This window comes from Halomonas sp. Ps84H-12 (assembly GCF_024124725.1).
GTDB lineage: Bacteria > Pseudomonadota > Gammaproteobacteria > Pseudomonadales > Halomonadaceae > Vreelandella > Vreelandella aquamarina.
Map to the genome: position 1 here is coordinate 22,275 of NZ_JAMXSJ010000024.1, position 21,705 is coordinate 43,979.

The 21,705-nt window shown below is 62.6% G+C and carries 34 protein-coding genes; 14 read left to right on the forward strand and 20 right to left on the reverse strand.

Annotated features, from left to right (window positions below; genetic code table 11):
• Positions 1–13 precede the first annotated feature (13 nt).
• From hutU to NH344_RS12300, 3 genes are all read left to right on the forward strand, one after another.
• The gene (hutU, locus tag NH344_RS12290) at positions 14–1,690 is read left to right on the forward strand and encodes a urocanate hydratase (RefSeq protein WP_253027969.1); all 1,677 of its coding nucleotides are present in this window, start codon (positions 14–16) and stop codon (positions 1,688–1,690) included.
• A 34-nt stretch (positions 1,691–1,724) separates the two neighbouring features.
• The gene (locus tag NH344_RS12295) at positions 1,725–2,378 is read left to right on the forward strand and encodes a flavin reductase family protein (protein ID WP_247640115.1); all 654 of its coding nucleotides are present in this window, start codon (positions 1,725–1,727) and stop codon (positions 2,376–2,378) included.
• 64 nt (positions 2,379–2,442) lie between these two features.
• Positions 2,443–3,771 carry a YjiH family protein gene (locus NH344_RS12300; protein ID WP_253027970.1) on the forward strand — a complete coding sequence of 443 codons (1,329 nt, stop codon included), beginning with the start codon at positions 2,443–2,445 and terminating at the stop codon, positions 3,769–3,771.
• Between the two features lie 475 nt (positions 3,772–4,246).
• On the opposite strand, the gene NH344_RS12305 is transcribed toward NH344_RS12300, so the two are convergent.
• The 5 genes from NH344_RS12305 to NH344_RS12325 all read right to left on the reverse strand — a co-directional run bounded on the left by NH344_RS12305 (position 4,247) and on the right by NH344_RS12325 (position 5,933).
• Complete coding sequence (locus NH344_RS12305; protein WP_253027971.1) at positions 4,247–4,474, reverse strand: hypothetical protein; 228 nt, start codon at positions 4,472–4,474, stop codon at positions 4,247–4,249.
• A gap of 76 nt (positions 4,475–4,550) precedes the next feature.
• The gene (locus tag NH344_RS12310; protein WP_253027972.1) at positions 4,551–4,916 is read right to left on the reverse strand and encodes a hypothetical protein; all 366 of its coding nucleotides are present in this window, start codon (positions 4,914–4,916) and stop codon (positions 4,551–4,553) included.
• 7 nt (positions 4,917–4,923) lie between these two features.
• The gene (locus NH344_RS12315; protein WP_253027973.1) at positions 4,924–5,406 is read right to left on the reverse strand and encodes a PH domain-containing protein; all 483 of its coding nucleotides are present in this window, start codon (positions 5,404–5,406) and stop codon (positions 4,924–4,926) included.
• 4 nt (positions 5,407–5,410) lie between these two features.
• Entirely contained in the window at positions 5,411–5,728 is a 318-nt protein-coding gene (locus NH344_RS12320; protein WP_022524259.1) for a hypothetical protein, read from the reverse strand.
• Positions 5,715–5,933 carry a hypothetical protein gene (locus tag NH344_RS12325; protein WP_253027974.1) on the reverse strand — a complete coding sequence of 73 codons (219 nt, stop codon included), beginning with the start codon at positions 5,931–5,933 and terminating at the stop codon, positions 5,715–5,717. The genes NH344_RS12320 and NH344_RS12325 overlap by 14 nt, the downstream gene beginning before the upstream one ends.
• Positions 5,934–6,169: 236 nt before the next feature.
• Between NH344_RS12325 and NH344_RS12330 the strand changes: the two genes are divergently transcribed.
• From NH344_RS12330 to NH344_RS12365, 8 genes are all read left to right on the forward strand, one after another.
• Positions 6,170–6,712: a hypothetical protein gene (locus tag NH344_RS12330; protein ID WP_253027975.1), complete on the forward strand. Its 543-nt coding sequence runs from the start codon at positions 6,170–6,172 to the stop codon at positions 6,710–6,712.
• 50 nt (positions 6,713–6,762) lie between these two features.
• Positions 6,763–6,978, forward strand: a complete 216-nt coding sequence (locus tag NH344_RS12335; protein ID WP_022524256.1) for a hypothetical protein — start codon at positions 6,763–6,765, stop codon at positions 6,976–6,978.
• A gap of 351 nt (positions 6,979–7,329) precedes the next feature.
• Positions 7,330–7,689, forward strand: coding sequence for a hypothetical protein (locus NH344_RS12340; protein WP_253027976.1), 360 nt, complete (start codon positions 7,330–7,332; stop codon positions 7,687–7,689).
• 22 nt (positions 7,690–7,711) lie between these two features.
• A complete protein-coding gene (locus NH344_RS12345; protein WP_253027977.1) occupies positions 7,712–7,894 on the forward strand; it encodes a hypothetical protein in 183 nt (60 codons plus the stop codon).
• Positions 7,881–8,252, forward strand: a complete 372-nt coding sequence (locus NH344_RS12350; protein ID WP_253027978.1) for a hypothetical protein — start codon at positions 7,881–7,883, stop codon at positions 8,250–8,252. Before NH344_RS12345 ends, NH344_RS12350 begins: the two co-directional genes overlap by 14 nt.
• A gap of 121 nt (positions 8,253–8,373) precedes the next feature.
• Positions 8,374–8,568, forward strand: a complete 195-nt coding sequence (locus NH344_RS12355; protein WP_074211737.1) for a hypothetical protein — start codon at positions 8,374–8,376, stop codon at positions 8,566–8,568.
• 31 nt (positions 8,569–8,599) lie between these two features.
• Positions 8,600–9,313, forward strand: coding sequence for a DUF2786 domain-containing protein (locus NH344_RS12360; protein ID WP_253027979.1), 714 nt, complete (start codon positions 8,600–8,602; stop codon positions 9,311–9,313).
• 102 nt (positions 9,314–9,415) lie between these two features.
• Positions 9,416–9,955 carry a hypothetical protein gene (locus tag NH344_RS12365; RefSeq protein ID WP_228219473.1) on the forward strand — a complete coding sequence of 180 codons (540 nt, stop codon included), beginning with the start codon at positions 9,416–9,418 and terminating at the stop codon, positions 9,953–9,955.
• Between the two features lie 322 nt (positions 9,956–10,277).
• Here NH344_RS12365 and NH344_RS12370 read toward each other — a convergent pair whose 3' ends face one another.
• From NH344_RS12370 to NH344_RS12405, 8 genes are all read right to left on the reverse strand, one after another.
• Positions 10,278–11,555 carry a Y-family DNA polymerase gene (locus NH344_RS12370; RefSeq protein ID WP_253027980.1) on the reverse strand — a complete coding sequence of 426 codons (1,278 nt, stop codon included), beginning with the start codon at positions 11,553–11,555 and terminating at the stop codon, positions 10,278–10,280.
• Positions 11,555–12,025 (reverse strand): translesion error-prone DNA polymerase V autoproteolytic subunit, encoded by a 471-nt coding sequence (gene umuD, locus NH344_RS12375; protein WP_228219475.1) that lies wholly within the window; start codon positions 12,023–12,025, stop codon positions 11,555–11,557. Before umuD ends, NH344_RS12370 begins: the two co-directional genes overlap by 1 nt.
• Before the next feature lie 137 nt (positions 12,026–12,162).
• Positions 12,163–12,627 carry an RES family NAD+ phosphorylase gene (locus NH344_RS12380; RefSeq protein ID WP_228219476.1) on the reverse strand — a complete coding sequence of 155 codons (465 nt, stop codon included), beginning with the start codon at positions 12,625–12,627 and terminating at the stop codon, positions 12,163–12,165.
• Positions 12,624–13,076 carry an antitoxin Xre/MbcA/ParS toxin-binding domain-containing protein gene (locus tag NH344_RS12385; protein WP_228219477.1) on the reverse strand — a complete coding sequence of 151 codons (453 nt, stop codon included), beginning with the start codon at positions 13,074–13,076 and terminating at the stop codon, positions 12,624–12,626. The genes NH344_RS12380 and NH344_RS12385 overlap by 4 nt, the downstream gene beginning before the upstream one ends.
• A gap of 234 nt (positions 13,077–13,310) precedes the next feature.
• Positions 13,311–14,411: a nucleotide exchange factor GrpE gene (gene grpE, locus NH344_RS12390; protein ID WP_228219478.1), complete on the reverse strand. Its 1,101-nt coding sequence runs from the start codon at positions 14,409–14,411 to the stop codon at positions 13,311–13,313.
• Between the two features lie 14 nt (positions 14,412–14,425).
• Positions 14,426–14,614, reverse strand: coding sequence for a hypothetical protein (locus NH344_RS12395; RefSeq protein WP_228219479.1), 189 nt, complete (start codon positions 14,612–14,614; stop codon positions 14,426–14,428).
• Positions 14,615–14,648: 34 nt separating this feature from the next.
• Positions 14,649–14,897: a helix-turn-helix transcriptional regulator gene (locus NH344_RS12400; protein ID WP_228219480.1), complete on the reverse strand. Its 249-nt coding sequence runs from the start codon at positions 14,895–14,897 to the stop codon at positions 14,649–14,651.
• Positions 14,898–14,984: 87 nt separating this feature from the next.
• Complete coding sequence (locus NH344_RS12405; protein WP_228219481.1) at positions 14,985–15,266, reverse strand: hypothetical protein; 282 nt, start codon at positions 15,264–15,266, stop codon at positions 14,985–14,987.
• Positions 15,267–15,508: 242 nt separating this feature from the next.
• On the opposite strand from NH344_RS12405, the gene NH344_RS12410 reads away from it, so the two are divergent.
• From NH344_RS12410 to NH344_RS12420, 3 genes are read left to right on the forward strand one after another with little or no spacing between them, the layout of a single operon-like run.
• Entirely contained in the window at positions 15,509–15,736 is a 228-nt protein-coding gene (locus tag NH344_RS12410) for a hypothetical protein (protein ID WP_228219482.1), read from the forward strand.
• A gap of 41 nt (positions 15,737–15,777) precedes the next feature.
• Positions 15,778–16,014, forward strand: coding sequence for a hypothetical protein (locus NH344_RS12415; protein ID WP_228219483.1), 237 nt, complete (start codon positions 15,778–15,780; stop codon positions 16,012–16,014).
• Between the two features lie 53 nt (positions 16,015–16,067).
• Complete coding sequence (locus tag NH344_RS12420; RefSeq protein WP_253027981.1) at positions 16,068–17,711, forward strand: phosphoadenosine phosphosulfate reductase family protein; 1,644 nt, start codon at positions 16,068–16,070, stop codon at positions 17,709–17,711.
• Positions 17,712–17,837: 126 nt separating this feature from the next.
• Here NH344_RS12420 and NH344_RS12425 read toward each other — a convergent pair whose 3' ends face one another.
• The 7 genes from NH344_RS12425 to NH344_RS12455 all read right to left on the reverse strand — a co-directional run bounded on the left by NH344_RS12425 (position 17,838) and on the right by NH344_RS12455 (position 21,689).
• On the reverse strand, positions 17,838–18,332 hold the full coding sequence (locus NH344_RS12425; RefSeq protein ID WP_228219485.1) for a hypothetical protein: 495 nt from the start codon (positions 18,330–18,332) through the stop codon (positions 17,838–17,840).
• Between the two features lie 204 nt (positions 18,333–18,536).
• On the reverse strand, positions 18,537–19,112 hold the full coding sequence (locus NH344_RS12430) for a hypothetical protein (protein ID WP_228219486.1): 576 nt from the start codon (positions 19,110–19,112) through the stop codon (positions 18,537–18,539).
• A 32-nt stretch (positions 19,113–19,144) separates the two neighbouring features.
• Positions 19,145–19,453: a hypothetical protein gene (locus NH344_RS12435; RefSeq protein ID WP_228219487.1), complete on the reverse strand. Its 309-nt coding sequence runs from the start codon at positions 19,451–19,453 to the stop codon at positions 19,145–19,147.
• A 40-nt stretch (positions 19,454–19,493) separates the two neighbouring features.
• Entirely contained in the window at positions 19,494–19,985 is a 492-nt protein-coding gene (locus NH344_RS12440; RefSeq protein WP_139296702.1) for a hypothetical protein, read from the reverse strand.
• Positions 19,982–20,386: a hypothetical protein gene (locus tag NH344_RS12445; protein ID WP_074211776.1), complete on the reverse strand. Its 405-nt coding sequence runs from the start codon at positions 20,384–20,386 to the stop codon at positions 19,982–19,984. The genes NH344_RS12440 and NH344_RS12445 overlap by 4 nt, the downstream gene beginning before the upstream one ends.
• Positions 20,364–20,657, reverse strand: a complete 294-nt coding sequence (locus NH344_RS12450; RefSeq protein WP_074211777.1) for a hypothetical protein — start codon at positions 20,655–20,657, stop codon at positions 20,364–20,366. Before NH344_RS12450 ends, NH344_RS12445 begins: the two co-directional genes overlap by 23 nt.
• Positions 20,658–20,666: 9 nt before the next feature.
• Complete coding sequence (locus tag NH344_RS12455) at positions 20,667–21,689, reverse strand: helix-turn-helix transcriptional regulator (protein ID WP_253027982.1); 1,023 nt, start codon at positions 21,687–21,689, stop codon at positions 20,667–20,669.
• Positions 21,690–21,705: the final 16 nt, after the last annotated feature.

The following is a 21,705-nucleotide window of genomic DNA, read 5'->3' on the forward strand; positions in this document are numbered from 1 at the left end:
GAGGCAACACGCCATGACCCAGCAAGACAAGCGTCACGACCCCTCCCGCAAGATCGCCGCGCCCACCGGACCCGAGCGCAGCTGCAAGAGCTGGCTGACCGAAGCGCCGCTGCGCATGTTGATGAACAACCTCCATCCGGACGTCGCCGAGCGCCCCGAGGACCTGGTGGTCTACGGCGGCATCGGCCGCGCCGCACGCGACTGGCAGTGCTACGACACCATCGTCGAAACCCTGCAGCGCCTGGAGGACACCCAGACCCTGCTGGTGCAATCCGGCAAGCCGGTCGGCGTCTTCGAGACCCACAAGGACGCCCCGCGGGTGCTGATCGCCAACTCCAACCTGGTGCCGGCCTGGGCCAACTGGGAGCACTTCAACGAGCTGGATAAGAAGGGCCTGATGATGTACGGCCAGATGACCGCCGGCTCGTGGATCTACATCGGCTCCCAGGGCATCGTCCAAGGCACCTACGAGACCTTCGTCGAGGCCGGGCGCCAGCACTACGGCGGCAAGTTGGCCGGCCGCTGGATCCTCACCGCCGGCCTGGGTGGCATGGGCGGCGCCCAGCCGCTGGCGGCCAGCCTGGCCGGCGCCTGCTCGCTCAATATCGAGTGCCAGCAGTCGCGCCTCGATTTTCGCCTGCGCACCCGCTACCTGGACGAGCAGGCCGACGACCTCGACGACGCCCTGGCCCGCATCGAGCGCTACACCGCCGAGGGCAAGGCGATCTCCATCGGCCTGTGCGCCAACGCGGCCGACGTGCTGCCCGAGCTGGTCAAGCGTGGCGTTCGCCCCGATATGGTCACCGACCAGACCAGCGCCCACGATCCCCTGCATGGTTACCTGCCCTCCGGCTGGACCTGGGAGGAGTATGTGGCACGCGGCAAGACCGAGCCCGAGGCCACCGTCAAGGCCGCCAAGCAGTCCATGGCGGTGCATGTCCAGGCGATGCTCGACTTCCAGAAGATGGGCGTGCCGACCTTCGACTATGGCAACAACATCCGCCAGATGGCGATGGAAGAGGGCGTCGAGAATGCCTTCGACTTCCCGGGCTTCGTGCCGGCATACATCCGTCCGCTGTTCTGCCAGGGCATCGGCCCGTTCCGCTGGGCGGCGCTCTCCGGTGACCCCGAGGACATCTACAAGACCGACCAGAAGGTCAAGGAACTGATCCCCGACGACCCGCACCTCCACAACTGGCTTGACATGGCACGCGAGCGCATCAGCTTCCAGGGCCTGCCGGCGCGCATCTGCTGGGTCGGCCTCAAGGACCGCGCCCGCCTGGGCCAGGCCTTCAACGAGATGGTCAAGAACGGTGAGCTCAAGGCCCCGGTCGTGATCGGGCGCGATCACCTGGACTCCGGCTCAGTGGCTAGCCCCAACCGCGAGACCGAAGCGATGCAGGACGGCTCCGATGCCGTGTCCGACTGGCCGCTGCTCAACGCCCTGCTCAACACCGCCGGCGGTGCCACCTGGGTATCGCTGCACCATGGCGGCGGCGTGGGCATGGGCTACTCCCAGCACGCCGGCGTGGTGATCGTCTGCGACGGCACCGATGACGCTCACGCCCGCGTGGGTCGGGTGTTGCGCAACGACCCGGGTACCGGTGTCATGCGTCACGCCGATGCCGGCTACGAGATTGCCAAGAACTGTGCCCGTGAAAACGGCCTCGACCTGCCGATGATCAAGTGAACGGTCTGATACCTACAAACAAAGAGGACATGACATGAAATATATGCCGAACAGTGAGAAGTGCCCGCTGCCTTACTCACCCTTCAAGAGTTGTACCGTTCCGCGTCCGATCGGCTGGCTCTCTTCCATCAGCCCGGATGGTGTCGAGAACCTGGCGCCTTACAGTCAATGGCAGAACCTGACATTTGATCCGCCGATGGTGATGTTTGCTGCCAACCAGTATCCCGATGGCCGGCGTAAAGATACGGTCATCAATGCCGAGAAGACCGGCTGGTTCGTCTGGAACATGGTGACCTGGGATCTCAAGGACGCCATGAACACGTCCGCGATGGCGGTGCCGTATGGTGAAAGTGAAATCGGTCTCGCCGGGCTGAAGACGGTCAAGGCAGACCTGTCTGATGTGCCGATGGTGGCGGATAGTCCTTGTCACTTCGAGTGCAAGTACATCTCAACGCACCGCCTCAAAGGCAACTCGAACGTGGGCACCATCGACATTGTCTTTGCAGAAGTCGTGAAGATTCACGTCAAGGATGAGTTCATTACCGAAGAGGGAAAGATCGACATCATGAAAGCTCGCCCCATCGCACGCATGGGCTATCACGATTATACGGTGGTAGACAATCGCTTCGAGATGAAGATCCCGAAAGCCTCTGACGATGAGGCAGATGGTCTTGAAGGTCGCCCTTGATAACTGGCAGATGGGGGGGAGGTCTGTTCCCCCGTCATCATCCTAGACTAAGAGGATGTGGAAAATGGAAAATAGCGCTGTTGAAAACAAGGCCAAAAAAAAGCATTCACTTGCAGAAATTCTGAGGGTAGCGATTCCGAGCTTCCTTGGAATTATGGTTTTCTTCGTCCCGATTACAATATCCGATAAGAACACCATTCTTCTCGATCACCTAGTGATCTGGTGCGAGAGCCTACTGGGTGAAAATAGCCAGTGGTATGCGCTGCTGCTTATCATTGGTGGGTCAGTGTTACCTATCATGCAGAAGTTCTGGCGACAGGGCTTCGGCAGTATCGTATTCACGCTCTTCAAGTTCATCGGCTTGGTACTGGCCGGCATGGTCATCTTCGAGGCTGGCCCGGCAGCACTCTATGAGCCCTTCATGCTGGAGTTTCTCTGGAAAGCCCTGGTCATTCCGGTCGGTATCCTGGTGCCGATTGGCGCTATCTTCATGCCGCTTCTGGTCAACTATGGCCTGGTGGAGCTGGTCGGGACATTGACCCAGCCCTTCATGCGCCTGGCGTTCAAAGTGCCCGGCCGGTCTGCGATCGATGCGGTGGCGTCCTTCATCACCAGCTTTGCCGTTGGGCTCTTGATTACCAACAAGGCCTACCTCAGCGGGGAGTACTCCGCGAAAGAGGCTGCCATTATTGCGACGGGGTTCTCCACGGTATCCGTCGCCTTCATGGTGATCGTGGCCAGAACACTGGGGCTGATGGATATCTGGGTAGTGTTCTTCCTGGCAACGTTGTTCACTACTGTTGTGGTAACGGCTATCAGTGCACGCATTCCTCCCATCTCAAGCATGGATGACCACGCCGAGAATCGAGAAGTGACACCGGACAAGGGCAATCGCGTGGCAACGGCAGTGGCTGAAGCCATTGGGGTCGCCAACAGCCCGAAGAGTTTCTTCAACCTGGTCAAGGATAACTTGAAGGATGGCATCGTGATGACGATGACCATCCTTCCCACCATCCTCTCGGTCGGCACGATCAGCCTGTTGATTGAGAAGTACACGCCGACCTTTGACTACATCGGGTATATCTTCTACCCCATTACGCTTCTCTTTGGGATGGAGAATGGGCTGGAGCTCTCTTCGGCGGTGGCGACCAGCTACTCAGAGATGTTCCTTCCGGCATTGATCATGGCGGAAGCGGATGTTGTCTCGAAACTGGTGGCAGGTATCACGGCCATTTCGTCTATTCTGTTCGTCTCTGCCTCCATTCCCTGCATCATGGCAACCAATATTCCGATCTCTTTCTACGGGCTGACGGTTGTTTGGGTGATTCGAACAGCCCTTACGATGGTGGTTGCCATTCCGTTGTCGATGTTTATCGCAGCCTTTATAATGTAAGGGCTGGCCATGGGTATTATGGTGGGATTCCTTTCTATGCACCTTTAGAAAGTCATTGGTTCGCAAAAATTACATGCAAAGCTATTTTTTCGCATGCCGCCCTACTCTACAGGGTGGCTTTTTTGTGCATCACGAATATAAATGGCATAGTGCAAAAGCGCTTTACCTCTCTTGACCGTTGGATCTTTGGGCTATTGCAACTCATCTTTTCGCCTGAATGGGCCGCCTGGGGTGTAAGAGCCTTGTCTGTAGGGTTTGGTGCTATCAGTATTCACCAGAGCCACAAGACATGAGATGCAGCTATTGGCGAAGGCCATTGCCCAGGTCCGTCAGCAGTACGACGAGACTGCCATCAATGACCAACGCCCTGCCCGCAGTACCAGTGATCACCGCATTTGAGATAGCAATGCGACTGGCTACCGGCCTATCATGAGTCAGGACGGGCGCCTGAATACGCGACCCTGGAAGGTGAGGGCTATGGGGCCTTGCGCTGCTGTGCGATCAGGTCGGCTGCGTCCATGATCTCGCCAGCGGTGAAGTACATTTCCTTGGCCGAGGCTCCCAGGTAGCCGATCGGCTTGGGGAGGCGAACACCGTACAGCGGCTGGTCGTGACGCACCGCTTCCTTCAGCTCGGCAACCCGCACATTGAGGATGCGGGCTGCGTTGGCTACGCCAATCCTTGTCGAACGAAAGTCGGCCATGCCATTTCCCCTCCTCGGTAGTCGATCCTGACGTGAACAAGCCCGCAGGATGCCGAGGGGCATGGCGTGTGGCAAGTCACAGCGAGGCTTCGTTGCCACCCCTGACGGCGGGCCGGTAGCGGCTCAGAACGTCCTCCAGGTCATCGGGGATTTCCAGGCACGAGCGAAGATCGCATTGCGCGTGGATCAGCAGCGCCAGCTTCGGCGTCCACTCAGGCAGCCCAAGGTGGCCGATGTACTCCTCTGCCACCGGGCCAGCCAGGAACTCGGCCGCGGAATACTGGTGCTTGAGGTTGTCGCTCTTCAGGTCATCAATGGCCTTCAGGAATACCTGGGAGAGCAGCTGGCGCTCGGGCAGGGTTTCCTGTCCTCCCGGAGCGCCAACGGCAACATGGTGGCCGGGGATCAACACACTGGCGAGGGTCGAAGTGAGGCTTTCCATGGTTTTTCTACTCCCCTCCCGCAGTGGACACCTTGTTGCTCACGGAACCGTCAATCGCTGCCATCACGTCCATGGGGCGTGATACGCGATCGAAGCGGGCCTCACTGGTGCCCGTGCCAGCGGCGGACATTTCCACGGTGCCATAGCCCAGCAGCCGCCCCATGATGGTCTGGTTCACCTCAGTTGAGCGGATGTGGTGGATGTGAAGCGGTGTCACGCGCCGAGCGATGATCCCATGGCGCTCAATGACGCGATCCGGCTCGATGACGTACTTGTGAGCCAGTCGCTGGTAGGCCACGTTCAGCAGCCCCCAGGCGGCTACCCCCATCCCGGCCCAGGTAAGGGCGGCTGTCAGCGGCGCGGCGGGGTTCACCCCGGCCAACGTGAATGGGGCGTCGGGGGCAGCATACAGCGCCGCCCCAACGGGGATGAGCAGCCAGTAGCCCAGCAAGGCACGGTGGCTGACTCGATAGGTGATGCTCGTACTCATCGAACTATGCTCCGGCTTGGGCCACCTCCGCTTTTTCAAGCCGGTGGCGCAGTTGTGAATGAACCGTCTCAACGTGGAACAGCTCAATTTGGTCGTCAGGCCAGCGGATCAGCACGAAGCCATCGCGCAACAGGTGTGTGAGAGGGGTAGGGCCACGAATGACGGGGGAGGGAGTGCTGTCGATGCAGCGCAGCTCCCAGCGGCGAGTCGAGCGGTCATAGAGGAGCGCGGCGTTTTCCTCACCGCCAGGCCACTCAAGGTTGCAGTCTCGGGCAAGGCGCCTGACTAACTGCCGGGCCTGGCGGGTACTACGCTCGCTCATACGCGACCTCCAGCCCCCAGACTCGCTCAACCGCGCTTTCGATCTCCTGCCTCACGCGATCCATCGTCAGTAATCGCGCTCCCTCCTGGTCGATCCCCAGCACGAGTTTCCCGTTGCGTTCCTGCATCGTGGCCCGTCCCACAACGAGCCTCGACAGCAGGGAAAGGTCGGCTTCTGCCTCCTGAATCAACGTTTCAGAGTTCATTATAAAGCCTTATCTATACAATACGACGTTTTTTAGTTAAGTCCACCCGGCGCATTGGCGGTCGCCTTGCCAGGCCATGCGGTTGCGGTATCAGCCCAACGCCTTTGCGGTACACTCATTTTAGCGATTTCGCATGCGAAATCCTGACCCGAGGCAAGCATACTGATACTCAAAAGATGCCGCAGCGGCTTTAGCTGTAAATCGTCGTATTGTATAATTACATCTATAGGGCAACATTGCTCGGGATCACAACCAAGGGAGAGAAGACAATGATGATCAAGCGCACACTCCAAGGTCTGGCTGCCACTTCCCTGCTCGCTCTGGCGACAGGCTGTGCCGTGCCGCAAAGCGCAGGACACCTCCAGGGGGCCGCGGCCAATGCCATCGGCGGCGTTGCCGACGCCATCAGCGGTCGCAGCTCCAATAGCGCCAGTGCCGCAGGCGCACAGGCAGCGGGGCAAATGGGCGGCGTTCGCGGCCTGGTCAATGGCGGCAGCGCGGCCATGAGCGGTGCCGCCTACGGCGCGGCTGGCGCAACGGCGCTGGGCGTGGTCGATAAGGGGATGCGCGGAGCTTTCGCCGCCATGCAAGGTGATCCCGAGGTAGGGTTCGAGGACGTAGCCAACATGCAGCAGAATGTCACCAAGAGCGATCCCTATGTGGACGCCGAAGGTCGCACCTGCATCGACTACCAGATCAGCGTCACAGGCGGCCCCGAGGACAGCGAGCAGAACGTCACCACTTGCCAGAACGCAAAGGGTGATTGGGAGAAAGTCTGATCGAGTAAGGGGTCGCGTCCAGCGCGGCCCCCAACTGAAAGGAGAGGATCATGGGCGACGACACCCTCAACACCTCACGCTTCACCAAGCCTGCCCTGGATATGACGCGGCTTGAGGCATACACGATGGTCGCCATGCACGCGATCCTGCTTGGCGAGGGAGGGGGGCAGCTCAGCCCCGAGGAAGTCGGAGAGAACGCGGCTGCCATGGCCGAGGCATCCCTTTCGGCTGCCTCTGACACTCTGGATGAACAAGCCAGAGAGTGATGCTCGACCCGGCACAATAGCGTTGCCGCCCATGAATGTGACCCACCTTGACCGGGCAGCCGTCTCACCGCGGCTGCCCGGTTTCCGTTGGCCCCGCCTTCTTGCCTGGGAGCGCCCCGCTCTTGTCGCCTCGCTCCGATTTCGCATGCGGAACTGGATCAACCCGCCCTGGAGAACCCCACGCCGATTTCGCATGCGAAATCGCTACTCCCTCTGAGGTGACGGTCATGCCCCTACCCTTGCTGTGACACAGGCTCTCCTTGGGCCGGGATCGTCGCCTCGGGCTCTTGGAATAGTCCCATATCTGGGACTATAATAGAGCCACATCCATTCGGCGGGACAGGTGAACGCATGGCATCTCCATTGGCTTTTGCCTCCATCAATCAGGCCCAGCGCATGGTGGCCTTGAGGACTTTCCACCTCCCGGAAGAGGAAGCGGAAACCGTGGCCATCCTGCTGGCTAATCGCGTGATCAAAGGGGCAAGCGCCCATCGAGAATGGTTCGTCATATCCGCCGACTTTCCACGGGACTGCGCGGCGCATTACCTGTGTGAGGCCGCTCATGCCGATCTACCGGTGTTGTGCGCCCTCGCCAAGGAAGCACGCGGCGCTGGCCTTCAGTGGCTCATGCTCGACCCAGATGCCCGCCCCGTCCCCGGACTTCCCATCCATGACTGGAAAGCCACGTTTTGCAGCGAGGCTGCTGCGTAACTCTGCATCACGGAGCGATCTCATGACCGATCACAACCAGAACATTCCGCTTCGAGGCCGCAAGGCCTCCCATGAGCACCCGCAATTCCCCCGCCAGGACTGGCAGCTCGAATATCAGAACGGCGACACACAGCTCTCCTACTGGGGCTGGGTTGCCAAGGTTCGCGAGGAAACACGGAGCCTCCATCACCATGCTGGCATTTGAACAAGCCCCCTCGGCGAATTGTGCCGAGACACCCTCGACCCTCATGAGCATCTTGGAACGTCTGCTGAGTGAGCTGACACCGAAAGGGATCGGCAAGCTGGTCAACGGATCGCTCGAGCGCGTCACCCTCGGAACAGGCTGGCAGCAGCGGCAACCAGTCAGCCTCGAGGAGCTGGTGGGCGCCCTCGGGCAACAGCGCAAAGGCACGCTGACCCTCACCACCGAATCGGGTGAGACAGCCTCGCTGACCGTCGAGCCCGGCCGGCGCCTCCCCATCACCTCCATGCAGGCCTCCTGCTCGGCAGTCCTCCTGTCGGTGGTCGACGCCTGGGAAGCCTGCTGCTGGGACGCGAGGTGACCTCGTTTCCATGCTTTCCACGCCTTTCCATGCCCGGTGGCCACGCGGCCTGGATAGCCGGAAAGGCCTGCCGAGCCCCATGGGCTCGGCCTTTCCATCCATCAGACACGAGAAATGGCACATGACGATGAAGACGGATGCTGTTCGCCGCCAGCTTAGCCTTCACACCCCGTTCGACCGCCTCAAGCGCACTGACCAGAAGAAGGCGATCAACCGTTTCCTCGAGGGGGAGAGCTTCGACAGCGTTGCCAGAAAAGTGAGCCAGTGGGCTGAAGCATCCAACAAGAAAGCCAGCACCGCGGCCAATAGCCAATGAGCCAGCTGAACGCCTAAGGAGGCCTTCCCACATGAGCACGAGTCGCATCCTGGACAAGATCCAGAAGTGCATGAGCCTCGCCAGCAGCGACAACCCGGCAGAGGCGGCTGCCGCGCTGCGTCAGGCTCAGAAGCTGATGGAGAAGCACAACCTGACCGCTTCAGACCTGTCGTTGCACACCGTCAGCGAGGCCGAGGCGCGGGGCGCGTCTCGTGCGAAGTCACTGCCAGCCTGGGTGGTCTTCCTGAGAAGCACCATCGGTGAGATGTTCGGCGTGCAAGTCATGAATCGCTACCAGAAGCTCGGTGGCGTCTGGCAGAACTGGGCCGTCTTCGTCGGCATCGGCGAGAAACCCCAGGCGGCCCAATACTGCTATGAGGTGCTGTTCCGGCAGATCAGCGCTGACCGTAACCGCTACAAGAAAGAGCTTCACCCGCGCATGGCGCCTCGCCGGAAAAGCCGTCATTGCGACCTGTTCTGCGAGTCCTGGGTACAAGCCGTGCGCTCCAAGGTGGAGGCCATCGCGATCAGCGAGCAGGACCGCGACGTGATCGAGCGCTTCAAGGAGAAGACCTACGGCGAGCTGGAAAAGGCCGAGTGGCGCGAGCAACCCCCAGCCAGCAGCGAGCAGGAAATCCATGCGATCCGCTCAGGTCGCGAGGCAGGCAAGGCCGCGCAGCTCTTCCGCGGCGTCGGGGCGCAACCGGCCCCGGCACAGATCCACCTCGAGGAGGGCGCTCTGTAGGGCGCCTGGAGAAATATCAACTTCCAGGGCCAGTGGCTCACGCCAGGCGACACTTCTGCTGGATCGACCAGCACACACCATCACAGGGATAGGACACTACCTATGTCACGACACGGCTTCTTCAAGGTGCTGCACGACCCCACCGAGGCCCAGGAAGACCTCACCGACCTCGTAGGGTACGACCTCTATGACTGGCTCAGCCATGGCGTGGCCGGCTACGACGAGGCCATGGGGACGTTCTTCTTCAACCTCGAGGGCAGCTGGATCTTCGGGATAGAGGGCGAGGAGATACCGACCATCGGCATGCTGCAAGCCATCCTCTCGGCCATCTTCAGGGGCGCAGAACTGCCCTTCAACCAGGAAGGCCTGAGGGCGATCGCTGAAGAGGTCGAGGGCTCTCCTGCCGTGCTCACGCCGGCAGAGGCCGCGGACCTGTCCAACAGCGTCTCGACACCGTATCTTGAGGAGCGGGTCGCGTTGGCTAACTACTTCCGAGGTGAGCCCGAGGCGGCCACCCTGAGTAGCGATGCTGAGGACGAGGCCCCAGCACCCGAGGCGGAACCGGAACCCCCTGAAGCGCCGGGTGAGCCCAAGCGAGGCTTTCTGAGCAAGGCCCTACACTCCCTCTTCACGAACCGATAATCCCTGATGCCCAAGCCCTCCAACCTCATAGACTCCTGGCTCCACGTCGCCACTGCTGGCGGTACGCACCCCAAGTCGGAGGCCCTGGCCCAGCTCAATCGCGACCTGGGCACCAAGTACCGTCCGAACAGGCTCTATGAATGGCGGGCTGGCACCTTTCCGGTGCCGTCTCATGTGCAGGCCTACATGCTCCATGCCGCGCTCAGCTGGATCATCCAGGAGGAGGGCGGCAACGTGCCAGAGGATGACGCTGGATTCACCGACAGGGTGCTTCGGCGCATGCTCCCCCCGCCAAGGGCGAAGTAGCGCCTTCCGCTGCATCTCAGCCCATTGTCACGTTGGGCAGCTCATCCCATGAGGTCAGGAACCGCGGCGTCTGCCGTGCATGCCGCTGGCGCCAGCGCTCATCCTGACGGCGGCCCCCAAGCGTCACCGTGCCCCGGCCGAACTCGCGGTTGAGGGCATCCATCACGCCCATCACCTTCGCCGACTGCTGGCGCTCGGCTTCCGTCTGTTGACCCTCGAGCCAATCGAGCTGCATGCCTTCACGATCCGCGAGGTCGACCATCATGACGCCTGCCTTGGCATAGAGCAGCCCTGGCCGGTAGATGGCCTCCAGGGCGCGTTGTGCCGCAGCGACGATGAGCCGGCTGTCATCGGTCGGCCGCGGCAAGGTGAGGGTCAGGCTGGGGAAGTCCTGGGGGAGGTCGCTGCGAAAGCGAGGCGTCGACAGGAACACCATCACGGCCCGAGCCACGGACTGCTGGCGGCGCACCTTCTCGGCGCCAGCCTGTGCATGCGATCGAACCGCCTCGCGCAGATCCTCGAGGCGCCCGGTGGTGCTCCCGAAAGTGCGGCTGGTCATGATGTTCTGGCGCTTCTGGTCGATGTCATCCAGGCGGATCACATCCTGGCCGCGCAGCTCCCACAAGGTCCGCTCCAGCACAATGCCAAAGCGTCTGCGGATCTCGCTGGGGTTGGCCTCGCGAAGATCCAGGGCGGTGTGGATGCGCAGCCGCGCCAGCTTCTCGCCTGTCCGGCTCGCCACGCCCCACACATCCGTCACGGGCATGCGCCCCAGGTGAGCCCGGGTCGCCGGATGGTCCGCCTCGAGGACGCAGATACCCCCATAGGCGGGTTGCTTCTTGGCGATGCCGGTGGCCACCTTCGCCAGGGTGCGCGAGGGCGCTACGCCGATCGATACCGGAATGCCCGTGCAGCGCTGAACCTGCTGGCGCAGATCGCGGGAATGCGATTGCAGAACCTCGAGAGAAAGGCCCGACATGTCAATGAACTGCTCATCGATTGAGTACGGCTCAACGGGGCCGGTGAAGGCCTGCATGGTGGCCACCACGCGCCGTGAGCACTCCCCGAACAGCGGATAGGCCGAACTCAGCAGCACGGCCTGCCGGCGCACCTCATGAGGCAGCTGAAATACCGGCGTGCCGTTGGCCACCCCCATCGCCTTCAGCTCGTTCGACCGCGCCACGATGCAGCCATCTCCCGAGGAGAGCACCCCTACAGGACGCCCCGCCAGCTCCGGCATGAACACTCGGAAGCAGCTGACGTAGAAGTTGTTGCAGTCGCAGTGCCCGATCATCACCGGCCTCGGCGACGGTGGGAATGGATGTTGTGAGTGACCACGCCCCAGGTCTCACACTCCACGCCACGCAGCGCGATAGGCGGATACTCGGGGTTCCCCGACAGCAACGCCGGCTGACCATGCCACCGGCCCAGCTGCTTGCAGGTCAGCTCCCCGTCGAGGGCGACCACAATGATGTCACCCGTCACAGGCGCCAGCGATCGATCAACGATAAGCAGGTCCGAGTCATGAATGCCGTGACCCACCATGCTGTCGCCCTTGGCCCGACAGAAGTAGCTGGCGCTGGGGTGAGGGATCAGGTGCTCGGTGAGGTCCAGGACACGATCAAGCTCCGCATCCGCGTGGATGGGAAACCCGGCCCGCACCTCCCCAGCCATCAACGGCAGGGCATGGCGAGACTCACCGGCTGACTGGCCCAGGATCTCGAGGCCCCAGGCGGTAACGTCATCATGCTGAAGGGGTGGCATGGCTCTCTCCCAATACTGCACATGCGCACAGTATCAGAGAGTCGACGGGGATGTGGCAAGGCGGCGGTGCCAGACGGGAAAGATCGATGCCCAGCACTCCCGGCCCAAGGGAAGCGCTGACGCGCTGCGCACGGGCGCTACAGGCGGCTATCGGGGGAGAAGTCGACCTCCCTGGCGCCATCGGCAAGCGCCTGGAAGTCGGGGTGCTCAGGGTTGAGGAGGTAGTTCGTTTCTCGGGGCGCGACAACGCTCGGAACCGCCAGCGCCAGGCTCGACTGCCCCTCGAGCCAGTCGTCACCGATCTCGGCTGTGGAGGGTGGCGCCGGCTCAGCTCGCCAATCAGCAGGCAGCACGTCCTCCGGGAGCTGCATCAGCACCTCTTCCGGGAACGTCACCTCCAAGAGCGCGTACTCCTTCAGCAGCTGGTTGTCTTCCAGGTGAACCATCACCTCGAGCATGGCCAGCGACTCGGTGCTCGCGAGGTACACGCAGGCCTTACCTTTGCTGTTCCAGCGCCCGCCGTACAGTCGAGCCCCTTCACCATCAAAGGCTGTCTTGAGCCACTTCCGCTTGACGAGCCGATAGCCGCGTACCGAGGTCATACAAAGACGCCGTGCTCTAGTCGACCGATCAGGTCCAGGACAGCTTCAGCGCCAGCAGTCGTTGCCACCATCTCCACCGGGCGGCGACCGCCCAGCCCACGCACCGGGCTGAGGAGCCATTCCTTCGCCTTTGCCTTGTCACCCTCGAACAGGTCCACCGCGCTCTTGTAGACTTCAGCGAAGCGGTACAGACGATCACCTTCGGCCGGCTTGAAGTAGCCAGCGTCAGCTCGGCGCTTCAGTGTCGCCGGGGGGATGACCACATACCGCGCCAGCTCCTTGCTCTCGAGCCCAGAGGCCTCGGTCAGCTTGGTGTAGACCTTGTACGACACGCCCTCATTCAGCGCCTCGTGCAGCTTGGCACCACGCGGAGGGAGGCCAAGAGCCTTCCAGAAGTCGTCCTTCCGGCGCCTCACCTTCGGCCGATACTCTTTGATCGCGGCTTCCATAAACCCTCCTCGCAGCATTTGATACCTCTTTAGTGTATCAGATGATCAGCGCTTTGCCGCTATCCCTCCACACCATTAGGGAGGCTCAAAGCGATGAAGCATAACGCTGCGTTTCTGCATGCGGAGTGAAGAGGAGAAATACCTTGCTAGCTTCACGGGGGACCAGGATCACCCACCCTCGCGAGCAGCCTCCAGATCAGCGGCAGGAGCGTGGTAGGTCATCTTCCAGTTGACTTAACCACTTACCTTTACGAGGGGAGGGCGAAGAAGGCGCCCTGCATAGATGTACCCGGTCTGGAGCACTTCGGTCACGACTCCCTTACCGAGGCCAGTGCTGTGGTCGATACCGACCGCCTCGTGACGCTCAGGATCAAACCGCTGGCGCTCAGCCTGGATCACTTCAACCCCATGCTGGGCCAGGGCGTCCCGCTGCATCTGGATGATCATCTCGAGCCCTTGCCGGTGGGCTGCATCTTCAGGCCCCGTCATGCTGCTGATCGCCTTCTCGAGCCCATCGATCGCTGGCAGCAGGTCATTCGTCAGGGCCGTGATCGTCTCGTCTCGTGCCTGGCGGACCTCTTTCTCGCGATCGGCCTCAAGCGTCTGGATCTTCTCGGCTGCCTGCTTCTCCAGGTCGCTACCTACCAGCTCGATGTCATACCGGATGTCGCCTCGCTTGGCATCACCACGAACGTACCCACCACGACCCCGGAAATAGAGCGGCCGTCCAGGCGTGTAGCCCTCGATAAAAGGGTAGTGCTCATGGCCTTTGAGGGTGGGATAGGCCACCTCTACCTCGGCCGGAAACACCATGGCCAGGTAGGGCACCTCCACCACGGCGATCAGATGCTTGCCTTCCACCTTCAGGTGAGGTGGATGCTCCACTTCGACCTCAATGTAAAGGTCGCCGGCTTCCCCGCCATTCAGCCCTTCACTGCCTTGCCCCTGGACCTTGACGGGGAACTTTGTGTTGTCGATGAAGCGAGGCTTCAGAGCGACCCGGATGCGCTCCCGCTTCTCGACCAGGCCTTGGCCATCACAGGACAGGCAGTGCTCCTCAGAGTAGGGCATGAAGCCTTGGACTCCCGTTCCCCCGCAGCCTTCGCACGAAGGGTCACCGGCCATGGGAGCTGATTGGGAGAGGTAAGGGGCTCGGCACACCCGGCAGATAGCCTTGACGCACGACTGGCATCGGACTCTGCGGCGGTAGTCGACTCGAATGAGGTTGTGCTCGGCGACCGACCGAAGCGAAGCCGCTTTGGTGATCCGAACATCCTTGCCTGGGACCGGCTGCGCGTGGCCCTTCAGGCATTCATTGAATGCAATCTCAGACACGTCATCCTCCTGGCTCAAGCGCTCTGCCGCAGCTGCTCGATTTCATCCAAGGCAGTCTCCCGCTCTCGGAACCAGTGGTCGCGACGTGCCTCAGCCTGGGCCTTATCCTTCTCCAGGCGGGCGACACGTCTTGCCAGGCGAATGCACTCGCGCCGCAGCTCTTGCTCCGACATCGCGTGGTACTGTGCGATCGCGGCTCCCATCTCAACACCTCCTTGCCTTCTCAGCCCCTCCCCATCACGACTTCGGCTTGGGGATCTTCACGCCTTCCAGGTTGTAGTGCTCGCCCAGCTCGATAGCCCGGCGCACGGATTCCAGGACCGGCCTACGCACCATGCGATAGCGGGTCGACTCCGGTGAGGCAAACCAGCCCTTCACCGTTTCGACGCTGTAGCCCGTCAAGGTCGCGACATGCTCTTGCTTCAGTCCATGGCGCTCCATGAGCTGGCGCAAGGCCTCGTTGTTCGATGTCTCGGATGTGCTCATCTAGGTCTCTCACTCAGGGCCGCCCGCCGTGGCGAGTGGCCAGATTCATAGGGGCGCCTGCGGCCTTCTGCTGGCGCCAGAGAGGGGTTACGCCTCAAGCCCCCAGCGCTGGCGGGCACGTTCCAGCGCCGTCCTGGGCGCCCGTTCCTGGGCCTCCTGCGCATTGAAGTGCGCCAGCAGCTCGCCGAACAGCTCTCGGTCATTCAGGTCGAGGTCGATCCCTACAAGGTGGTCGACGGCCTGATGAATCTCGATGGTCGTCCAGGGGTCGAGCTGGGCGACCTCCTCGTTGTCGCGGATCAGGCGCTGAATTTCGGCATGACCCTTGATCGTCGCCAGCTGGCGTTCTCGCATCTCTTCGCCCGACATACAGCCTCCAGGTGAACGGCGTGGACATAACACGAATGTTATATGTGCAATGCACACCTTTGCAAGTGTGACCCATCCCCGCGATAGCCCCTATTAGATATTCAGGACCATCGGAAATGTGCCGCTTCGGCTACGAAAAAAGTGTGCGCCGGCCTTGATAAAGTGTGCAAAGCACACTAAAATGACAGTCATCAGGTGGAGGCCAAGGCCTTCTGAATACCGCCACCGCAGGACGAGCACCGATGACGACCTACTTCATCCCCCTGTTCACCCTCCCAACCATCGTGGTCGAGCCCGGCCACTACCTGACTCGGGCCGGTGAGCGCGTCCTGGTCGAGCGGGTTTCCAGTCGCCACGACTTCAACTGCACAGGGCGCTATGTCAGCTCCGGCACCGCCGAACGGTGGCACAAGACCGGAAGGATCATGGCCACCTCCGAGACGCCCAACGACATCGTGAAGCGCCTGTAACCCACGAACCAGCTGCCAACATCCGAACGCGAGGAACCCCCATGAAGCTCAACATCATGCACCCGCTCTATGTCGTCGCCGGCCTCTCCAGCCAGAGCGAGCCCGGGAACCAGTGGATGCCGATCTCCACGCAGACCTATCCGGTGCAGCACGTCGCTGAGCGCGAGGCCGAGAAGATGGCCCGCCGTGCTCGCGCTCACGAGCAGGTCGGCGTCATCGAATACAGCGCCGATGGGGCGCGGCTGGTCGGCCAGATCCATCAAGGCGCCAGCGCCTGAAGCACGACCACGCATCGCACGAGCCGAACAACGACAAGGGAAGGGAGTAGACCATGAACCTGGCGATCAACCTGGACACCGAAACCGCAGCACCGACCACTTTCGAGCCGGCCGCGGCGCCGCTGCCCCAGCGGGCGCGTCAGGCTATCGATCTCCTCAAGGCGATTGTCACCGAGCAGCCCACCTCACTGCTGATCGCCTATTCGGGCGGCAAGGACTCCACCGTGGTCACCAGCCTCGCGCTGGCGGCCCTGGCCGAGCTGGCGCAGGAAGGGAAGCTGAGTGGAGACATCGAGCACATGGCCGTGACCTCCAACACCGGCATCGAGAACCCTGTGATCGAGCGCCATGTCGGCAGCCATCTGCGAGCCATGCGGACGTTCTGCGCCGAGCACGCCATCCCCCTGAAGGCACAGTGGGCCTTGCCGAGCCTGGCCGAGAGCTGGCAGGTGAGTGTCCTGGGTGGCCGTCGCCAAATGGCCTGGCCCAGCGAAGGGCAGAGCCAATACTGCTCTGTCGACTGGAAGATCAAGCCGATTGACGCGCTCAAGCGCCAGCATGCCAAGTCCCTTCCCAAGGGCGTGCGTCAGGTGACCCTGCTGGGCAGCCGGTTCGAGGAGTCCGCTCGCCGTGCGGCAAACATGGCCGACCAGGGCGCCGGTAGCGGCGTGGTGGATCACCAGGGGCGCCTGCTGGCCTACCCCATTGCCGATTGGACGACCAGCGACGTGTGGGACTACATCCTGTTCGCCCAGCCCTTTGGACAGGGAGGGCCTTTCCCGAGCTACGCCACCTCTCTGGCAGACGTGCTGGAGGTCTACAACAGCGCCAACGGCGAGTGCTCCATCGTCGGCGACAGCGGCAAGCGGACCCCGTGCGGCGCTCGCACCGGCTGCTGGGCGTGCCCGTATGCCGGCAAGTCTGACGAAAGCCTCACCAACATGGCCAAGGACAACCCGGAGATGGCGCCGCTGCTGGCGCTGCGCCAGTACATCGTCTCACTGCGTCATGATGTGGGCGCCCGGAACTTCATCGGCACCGACATCAAAGACGGAGGCGACATCAATATCAGCGCTGCTGGCTATAGCGGCCGAGTCTTGCTGGACCTGCTGCGGGCCTGCCTGACCCTCGACGCCGAGGAGATGGAGCGCTCCGACAACCCGGCCTTCCAGATCATCACCCCGCAGGAGCTGGTCGCGATCGAGTGGAACTGGGCAATTCGTGGCATCCAGGTGCGCCCGTGGGAGGCCACCCGCGCCTGGGTCGAAGTCCACCACCAGGGCAAGCGCTTCCCCATTCCCAGCGCCAGCACCGCAGCCCCGGCTCAGGCAGGCGGCCAATCACTGCACCCCTTGGAAGGGGAGACCCTGGGCTCTGTCACCACCCCGCTCATGGCCAATGCCGGCGTCACGGTGGCCACCGGCTCTCGCCTCGAGGTTGACCCCGAGGGCGCCATGGAGATGCTGAGCATCGAGGGCGACATGCTGGCGGCCGACACCGAGAAGGCCCCGGAGAGCGTGGCCAACTCGCTGCTCATGCGTGGCGTGGTCAGCATCCCGGCCAGCCGCCGTGGCGAGCTGGATCGCCGCCTCACCGCGGTCGCCCGGCTGCGCGAGGAAGGCGTCATGCAGTGGGCCTTCCACGGTGGCCGCCCGGAGCTGGCCAGCAACGAATTCCAGCTGGAGATGGTGGGGTAATCTCACACCACGGCCCCGGGCAATCAGGGGCCTCAGTTTCGCATGCGAAATCGTCACCTAAGGTGGGATATGAAAAGGCCCCGGGGGAAACCCTGGGGCCTTCTTGCGCATGCTCAACCGGCTCTGCTACTCCGGCCCAGAGAGCGAGATGATGCCACCCTCCTGGGCCGGGCTCTCTTGCCACCAGGGCTGCATCGGTATCAACTGGCATCTATCAATCGCATCGGCATTGGCATCGTAGAACGCTTGGTAGCGCTCGATGTGCTCAGCGCAGAACGCCTCAAGCTCAGCGATCGGAAGGCGAGGGGAGTAGATGAGACCATGACCTTCCTCCAGATCCGTGATCAGTGCCGTGCCATCATCGAACTCGGCTAGGCCTGACCCCACCAGATCCATGGCCATGACGATGTGCTCTTTGCCATCGGCAAACTCGCCGAGCATCAACTTTATCGGGCCAGGGTCATAGGGCTTCCCAGGAATGCGCGTCACGCCCGCTTCTTCATAGGGCGGTGCAGTCACGGTGGCGACGGTGCCCCCGTGTGAGATCAAGTCCCCGACCACTAGCTCTTCGACGGGCTTGGGTGCCCAGTGATCGTACTGGAACGTGCTTATGGTCTTCATTGCTACTCCGCTTGTTCTATGCCTTTTGGCTCTGGTACAGAGCGATAACCCCAAGCCCTACAGCAGCGACTCTTGCGCCCCAGACGACCCACTCAGGCGCATGGAAGAACCGCAACAGCCTCAGGCTTGCAAGACTCAGTGCTCCAGCGGCCAGAAGGGGAATACCCGCTTGTCCATTTCGCTTCCTTTTCATCGGTCAGGGTGTCAACGGCCTTCCACCACCAGTCCACTGCCGCTATCACCGCTTCCGATCACGCGCTGCATGGCCGCGTAGATGCGCTTGATCCCCCGGTCGGACTTGAGGCGCCTGAGCGCCTTCGGGGCGAAACGCCAGAGCCCCATCATCTCGTCGGGCAGGTCACCGGCTACCCAGGCCTCCTCCACGGCCTCCTCGTCCAGCTTGAAGCCCACGATCTTGAGATGGTGATCGGTGCCGGCCGCGACGAGACTCCGGTAGTAGGCTTCCGGCTCCTCCAGGGGATCAGCGTGCTTGTACTGGTCCCAGGGCTGGTGGTAGAGCACATTGGGCTTGGGCACGGTTTGCCAGGTCGACAGCACCTCCTCGGGGCCATCCCACTCGACCACCAGGGCTGCGCCAGCTGCCTCCACCTGCTGGCCATCCGGGGCATAGGCGACGGGCTTGCCGCGCACCGCCGTGGCATACAGGTTCAGGCAGGCATCCGTGTTCATCGGGTCAACCGAGAACGGGGCATACCGGCCCGCCTTCGCGATCTGGTAGGCCTGCACCGGGCCGGTCACATGGAACAAGCATGTCGCCATAGGTTCTCCTCAAGTTGTGGTGGGCGGCCGGGTCACTCCATCTCTCCCCGAAGCTCGGCCAGTAACGTCTCGCGTTCCTTTTGTGCTGCCTGGAGGTCAGCATCATCGAAGGGGAAACCCCGACGCTCAGCTGCCGCCATCAATGCGTCTCGATCTGCGGGGTCACCCAGCATGTCGTGCCAGCGGCGAAGCTGCGTCACGACCTCGAAGTGATAAAGCTCGTAGTGAAGTCCGCAGCCAGACCCAGACCCCTCCTCGGCCATTTCGACAAGACGGCGAGGCTTGATGAGGCATCCAGGTTGACTCTGCCTGGGGTTCGCAATAAATCCGTCAGGGGTCACGTCTATCCTCCTTCGTCCCTCAATGGCTGGCGCCAGAGGGTCAGTCTTCGTCCTGCTGCGCGTGGAGCAGGGCGGCGATCTCGTGCTCAACCGATGCCACGGCTGGCGCCAGCGTCTCGTCCACTTCCTCCCTGCCCAAGCGGGCGACTTCCTTCCAGCGCTCCAGGGCATCCCGGGACACGAGGTAGGTTCGGGCACAGTCGCCCTCGGGCACCTGCATCTGAAGCGACTCCAGCAGCTCGAGGTCGCGCATGGAGAAGACCTGGACGGCCGGCACCAGCAGCCCCGCCTCTTCTGCCTGGCGGCCGGTGGCGGCCTTGTCCCAGTCACGCTCGGCGCTCTCGAAGGCAGGGTGAGTCGCGGTCTGGTAGCCACAGCGTTGGCAGGACAGCCAGTGGGCATGGAACCAGTCGGTCACTCGCCGCTGGTAGTCCGGGCTGTCCTCGCAGCCGCAGACAGGGCAGGGCGCTCGCTCTGCCATGCCACCTCCCGGTGCTTGCTGGGTGATGGGTTCTTGAGACCGGACATTCATGCGAAGCCCCCGGAGAGTTGGCTCAGTGACTGAGCCCGCGCATTGGCGCTCTCGCGCACGATGTCGGGAGAGAAGCCGGCACCACAGTGGACCTCATCGATCATCACCAGCTGGAGGTAGCCGCGGTTGATCAGGTAGTTGCCAAAGCCTTGATCGGAAATGTCGCGGTGCGAGAAAGCCCCGGAAGCCTCCATCTCGTTAATCTGCTCGATGGTCACCAGCCCCTTGTTGAGGGCGTCGAGCGTTCCCTGGCGGTAGGCCGCCTGGCGGCAATACTGCTCGGCCAGCTCGCCCAGGTTGAGATCCACGAGCGCCCGGTACAGGCCGCTGCACTGGTAGTAGGTGGTCCCACCACTGGAGAGCGCCAGCAGCTCTCCCTTACGGTGACTCGGCTTCGCCATGATTCGGTCCCCCTTGGTGTTCTTGTGCCCCTCTCTCGAGGCCGGCATGCGCCATGCGGTGAGCGCTGACCATGCAGGCATAGGCGGAATGCAGCGCATCGCCGATGATGCGATCCGCAAGCTCGAGAGGGGTGGTGTCGGTAATGCCGGCCCGCCGAAGATCCTGTTCGATGACGGCGCGGTGGCGCTGGTACTCCTGGAGACGACCGGCCAGAGACTCATCCGGGGCCTGCTCCGGTGACGGGTTCACGGTATGCAGTGAAGTGCCCATCTCTACCTCCTACGTTGCAGCACGGCTCATCGGTTGCGCGTCGATGATGGAGGCCAGTCGCTCCAGGGCCGTGATGGAGATCGTCCTCTCGCCTGCCGCGCTACGCGCCTCATGGCGGCGCAGCAGGGAGAGATCCCGTGGCGAAACCCCGTGGTCTCGGCAAAACGCCGCCTGGGTGGTCCCGCGCTCTTCCAGCAGCTGCTCCAGGGCCTGTCGCAGCGCGACAATATCGGCGTACTCGAAGTGACCCTTGCTCAGCCCGCTCTCATCGTTGGTCTCACTCATGCTGGGCTTGCCCAGCCTGGGCTCGAGGTTGAAGGTCACGGCCTCGGGGGATGGGGTGCTCGGCACGGCCACATCCTCTCCGAGGCCAGCGGTGTCCTCGGGCAACCTGTCGCCTGAAGAGGTAGGGCCACCGCTGACAGCTGGCGCGGGCACCGGACGCCCCATGCGCGACAGAGACGTGATCGCCAGCACGGCCGCCAGCTGGAAGATGATCAGCGCCAGCGCCTGCATCACGACCAGCGCCTGCTGGCGCCAGGTCATGGCCTCGGCCGGGGGCGTCGACAGCAGCTCGGCCAGCTTGGCATCGACCTCGGTGAGCCGTGCCTGGGCCTCCTGGATGGGCGTGAGCCAGCCTGCCCGGGCCTCGCTGTTCTCCCGGAAGGTCGCCAGGCTCTCCTCCAGTCGCGCCGCCTCCTGGGTCAGCCGCTCGATCCGCAGCTCACGGCCGGCGTCGACATGCGAGGCGGCCTGCCACTCCTCCACCAGAGGCTCGCAGACGGTGTAGACCGGGCCGGTGAGCGCGAGCACGCTGGTCACCAGCGCCAGCGCTCGTCGCGCCAGCTGGCGCTGATACCAGAGCCACAGGGCGACGACCTCGAGGAGCACCGCCCAAGCCCAGCCCATCGGGCCGACGAACTCGGTCCAGAACTGGATGGCGTGCAGCTGAAGCAGGGCGATCGCGCCGGTCAGCACCAGCAGCGCCGGTAGCTTTTCCAGGTATCGGGTTGTCGTTGTCTTGTCTCGCACAGGCTCACTCCCACAC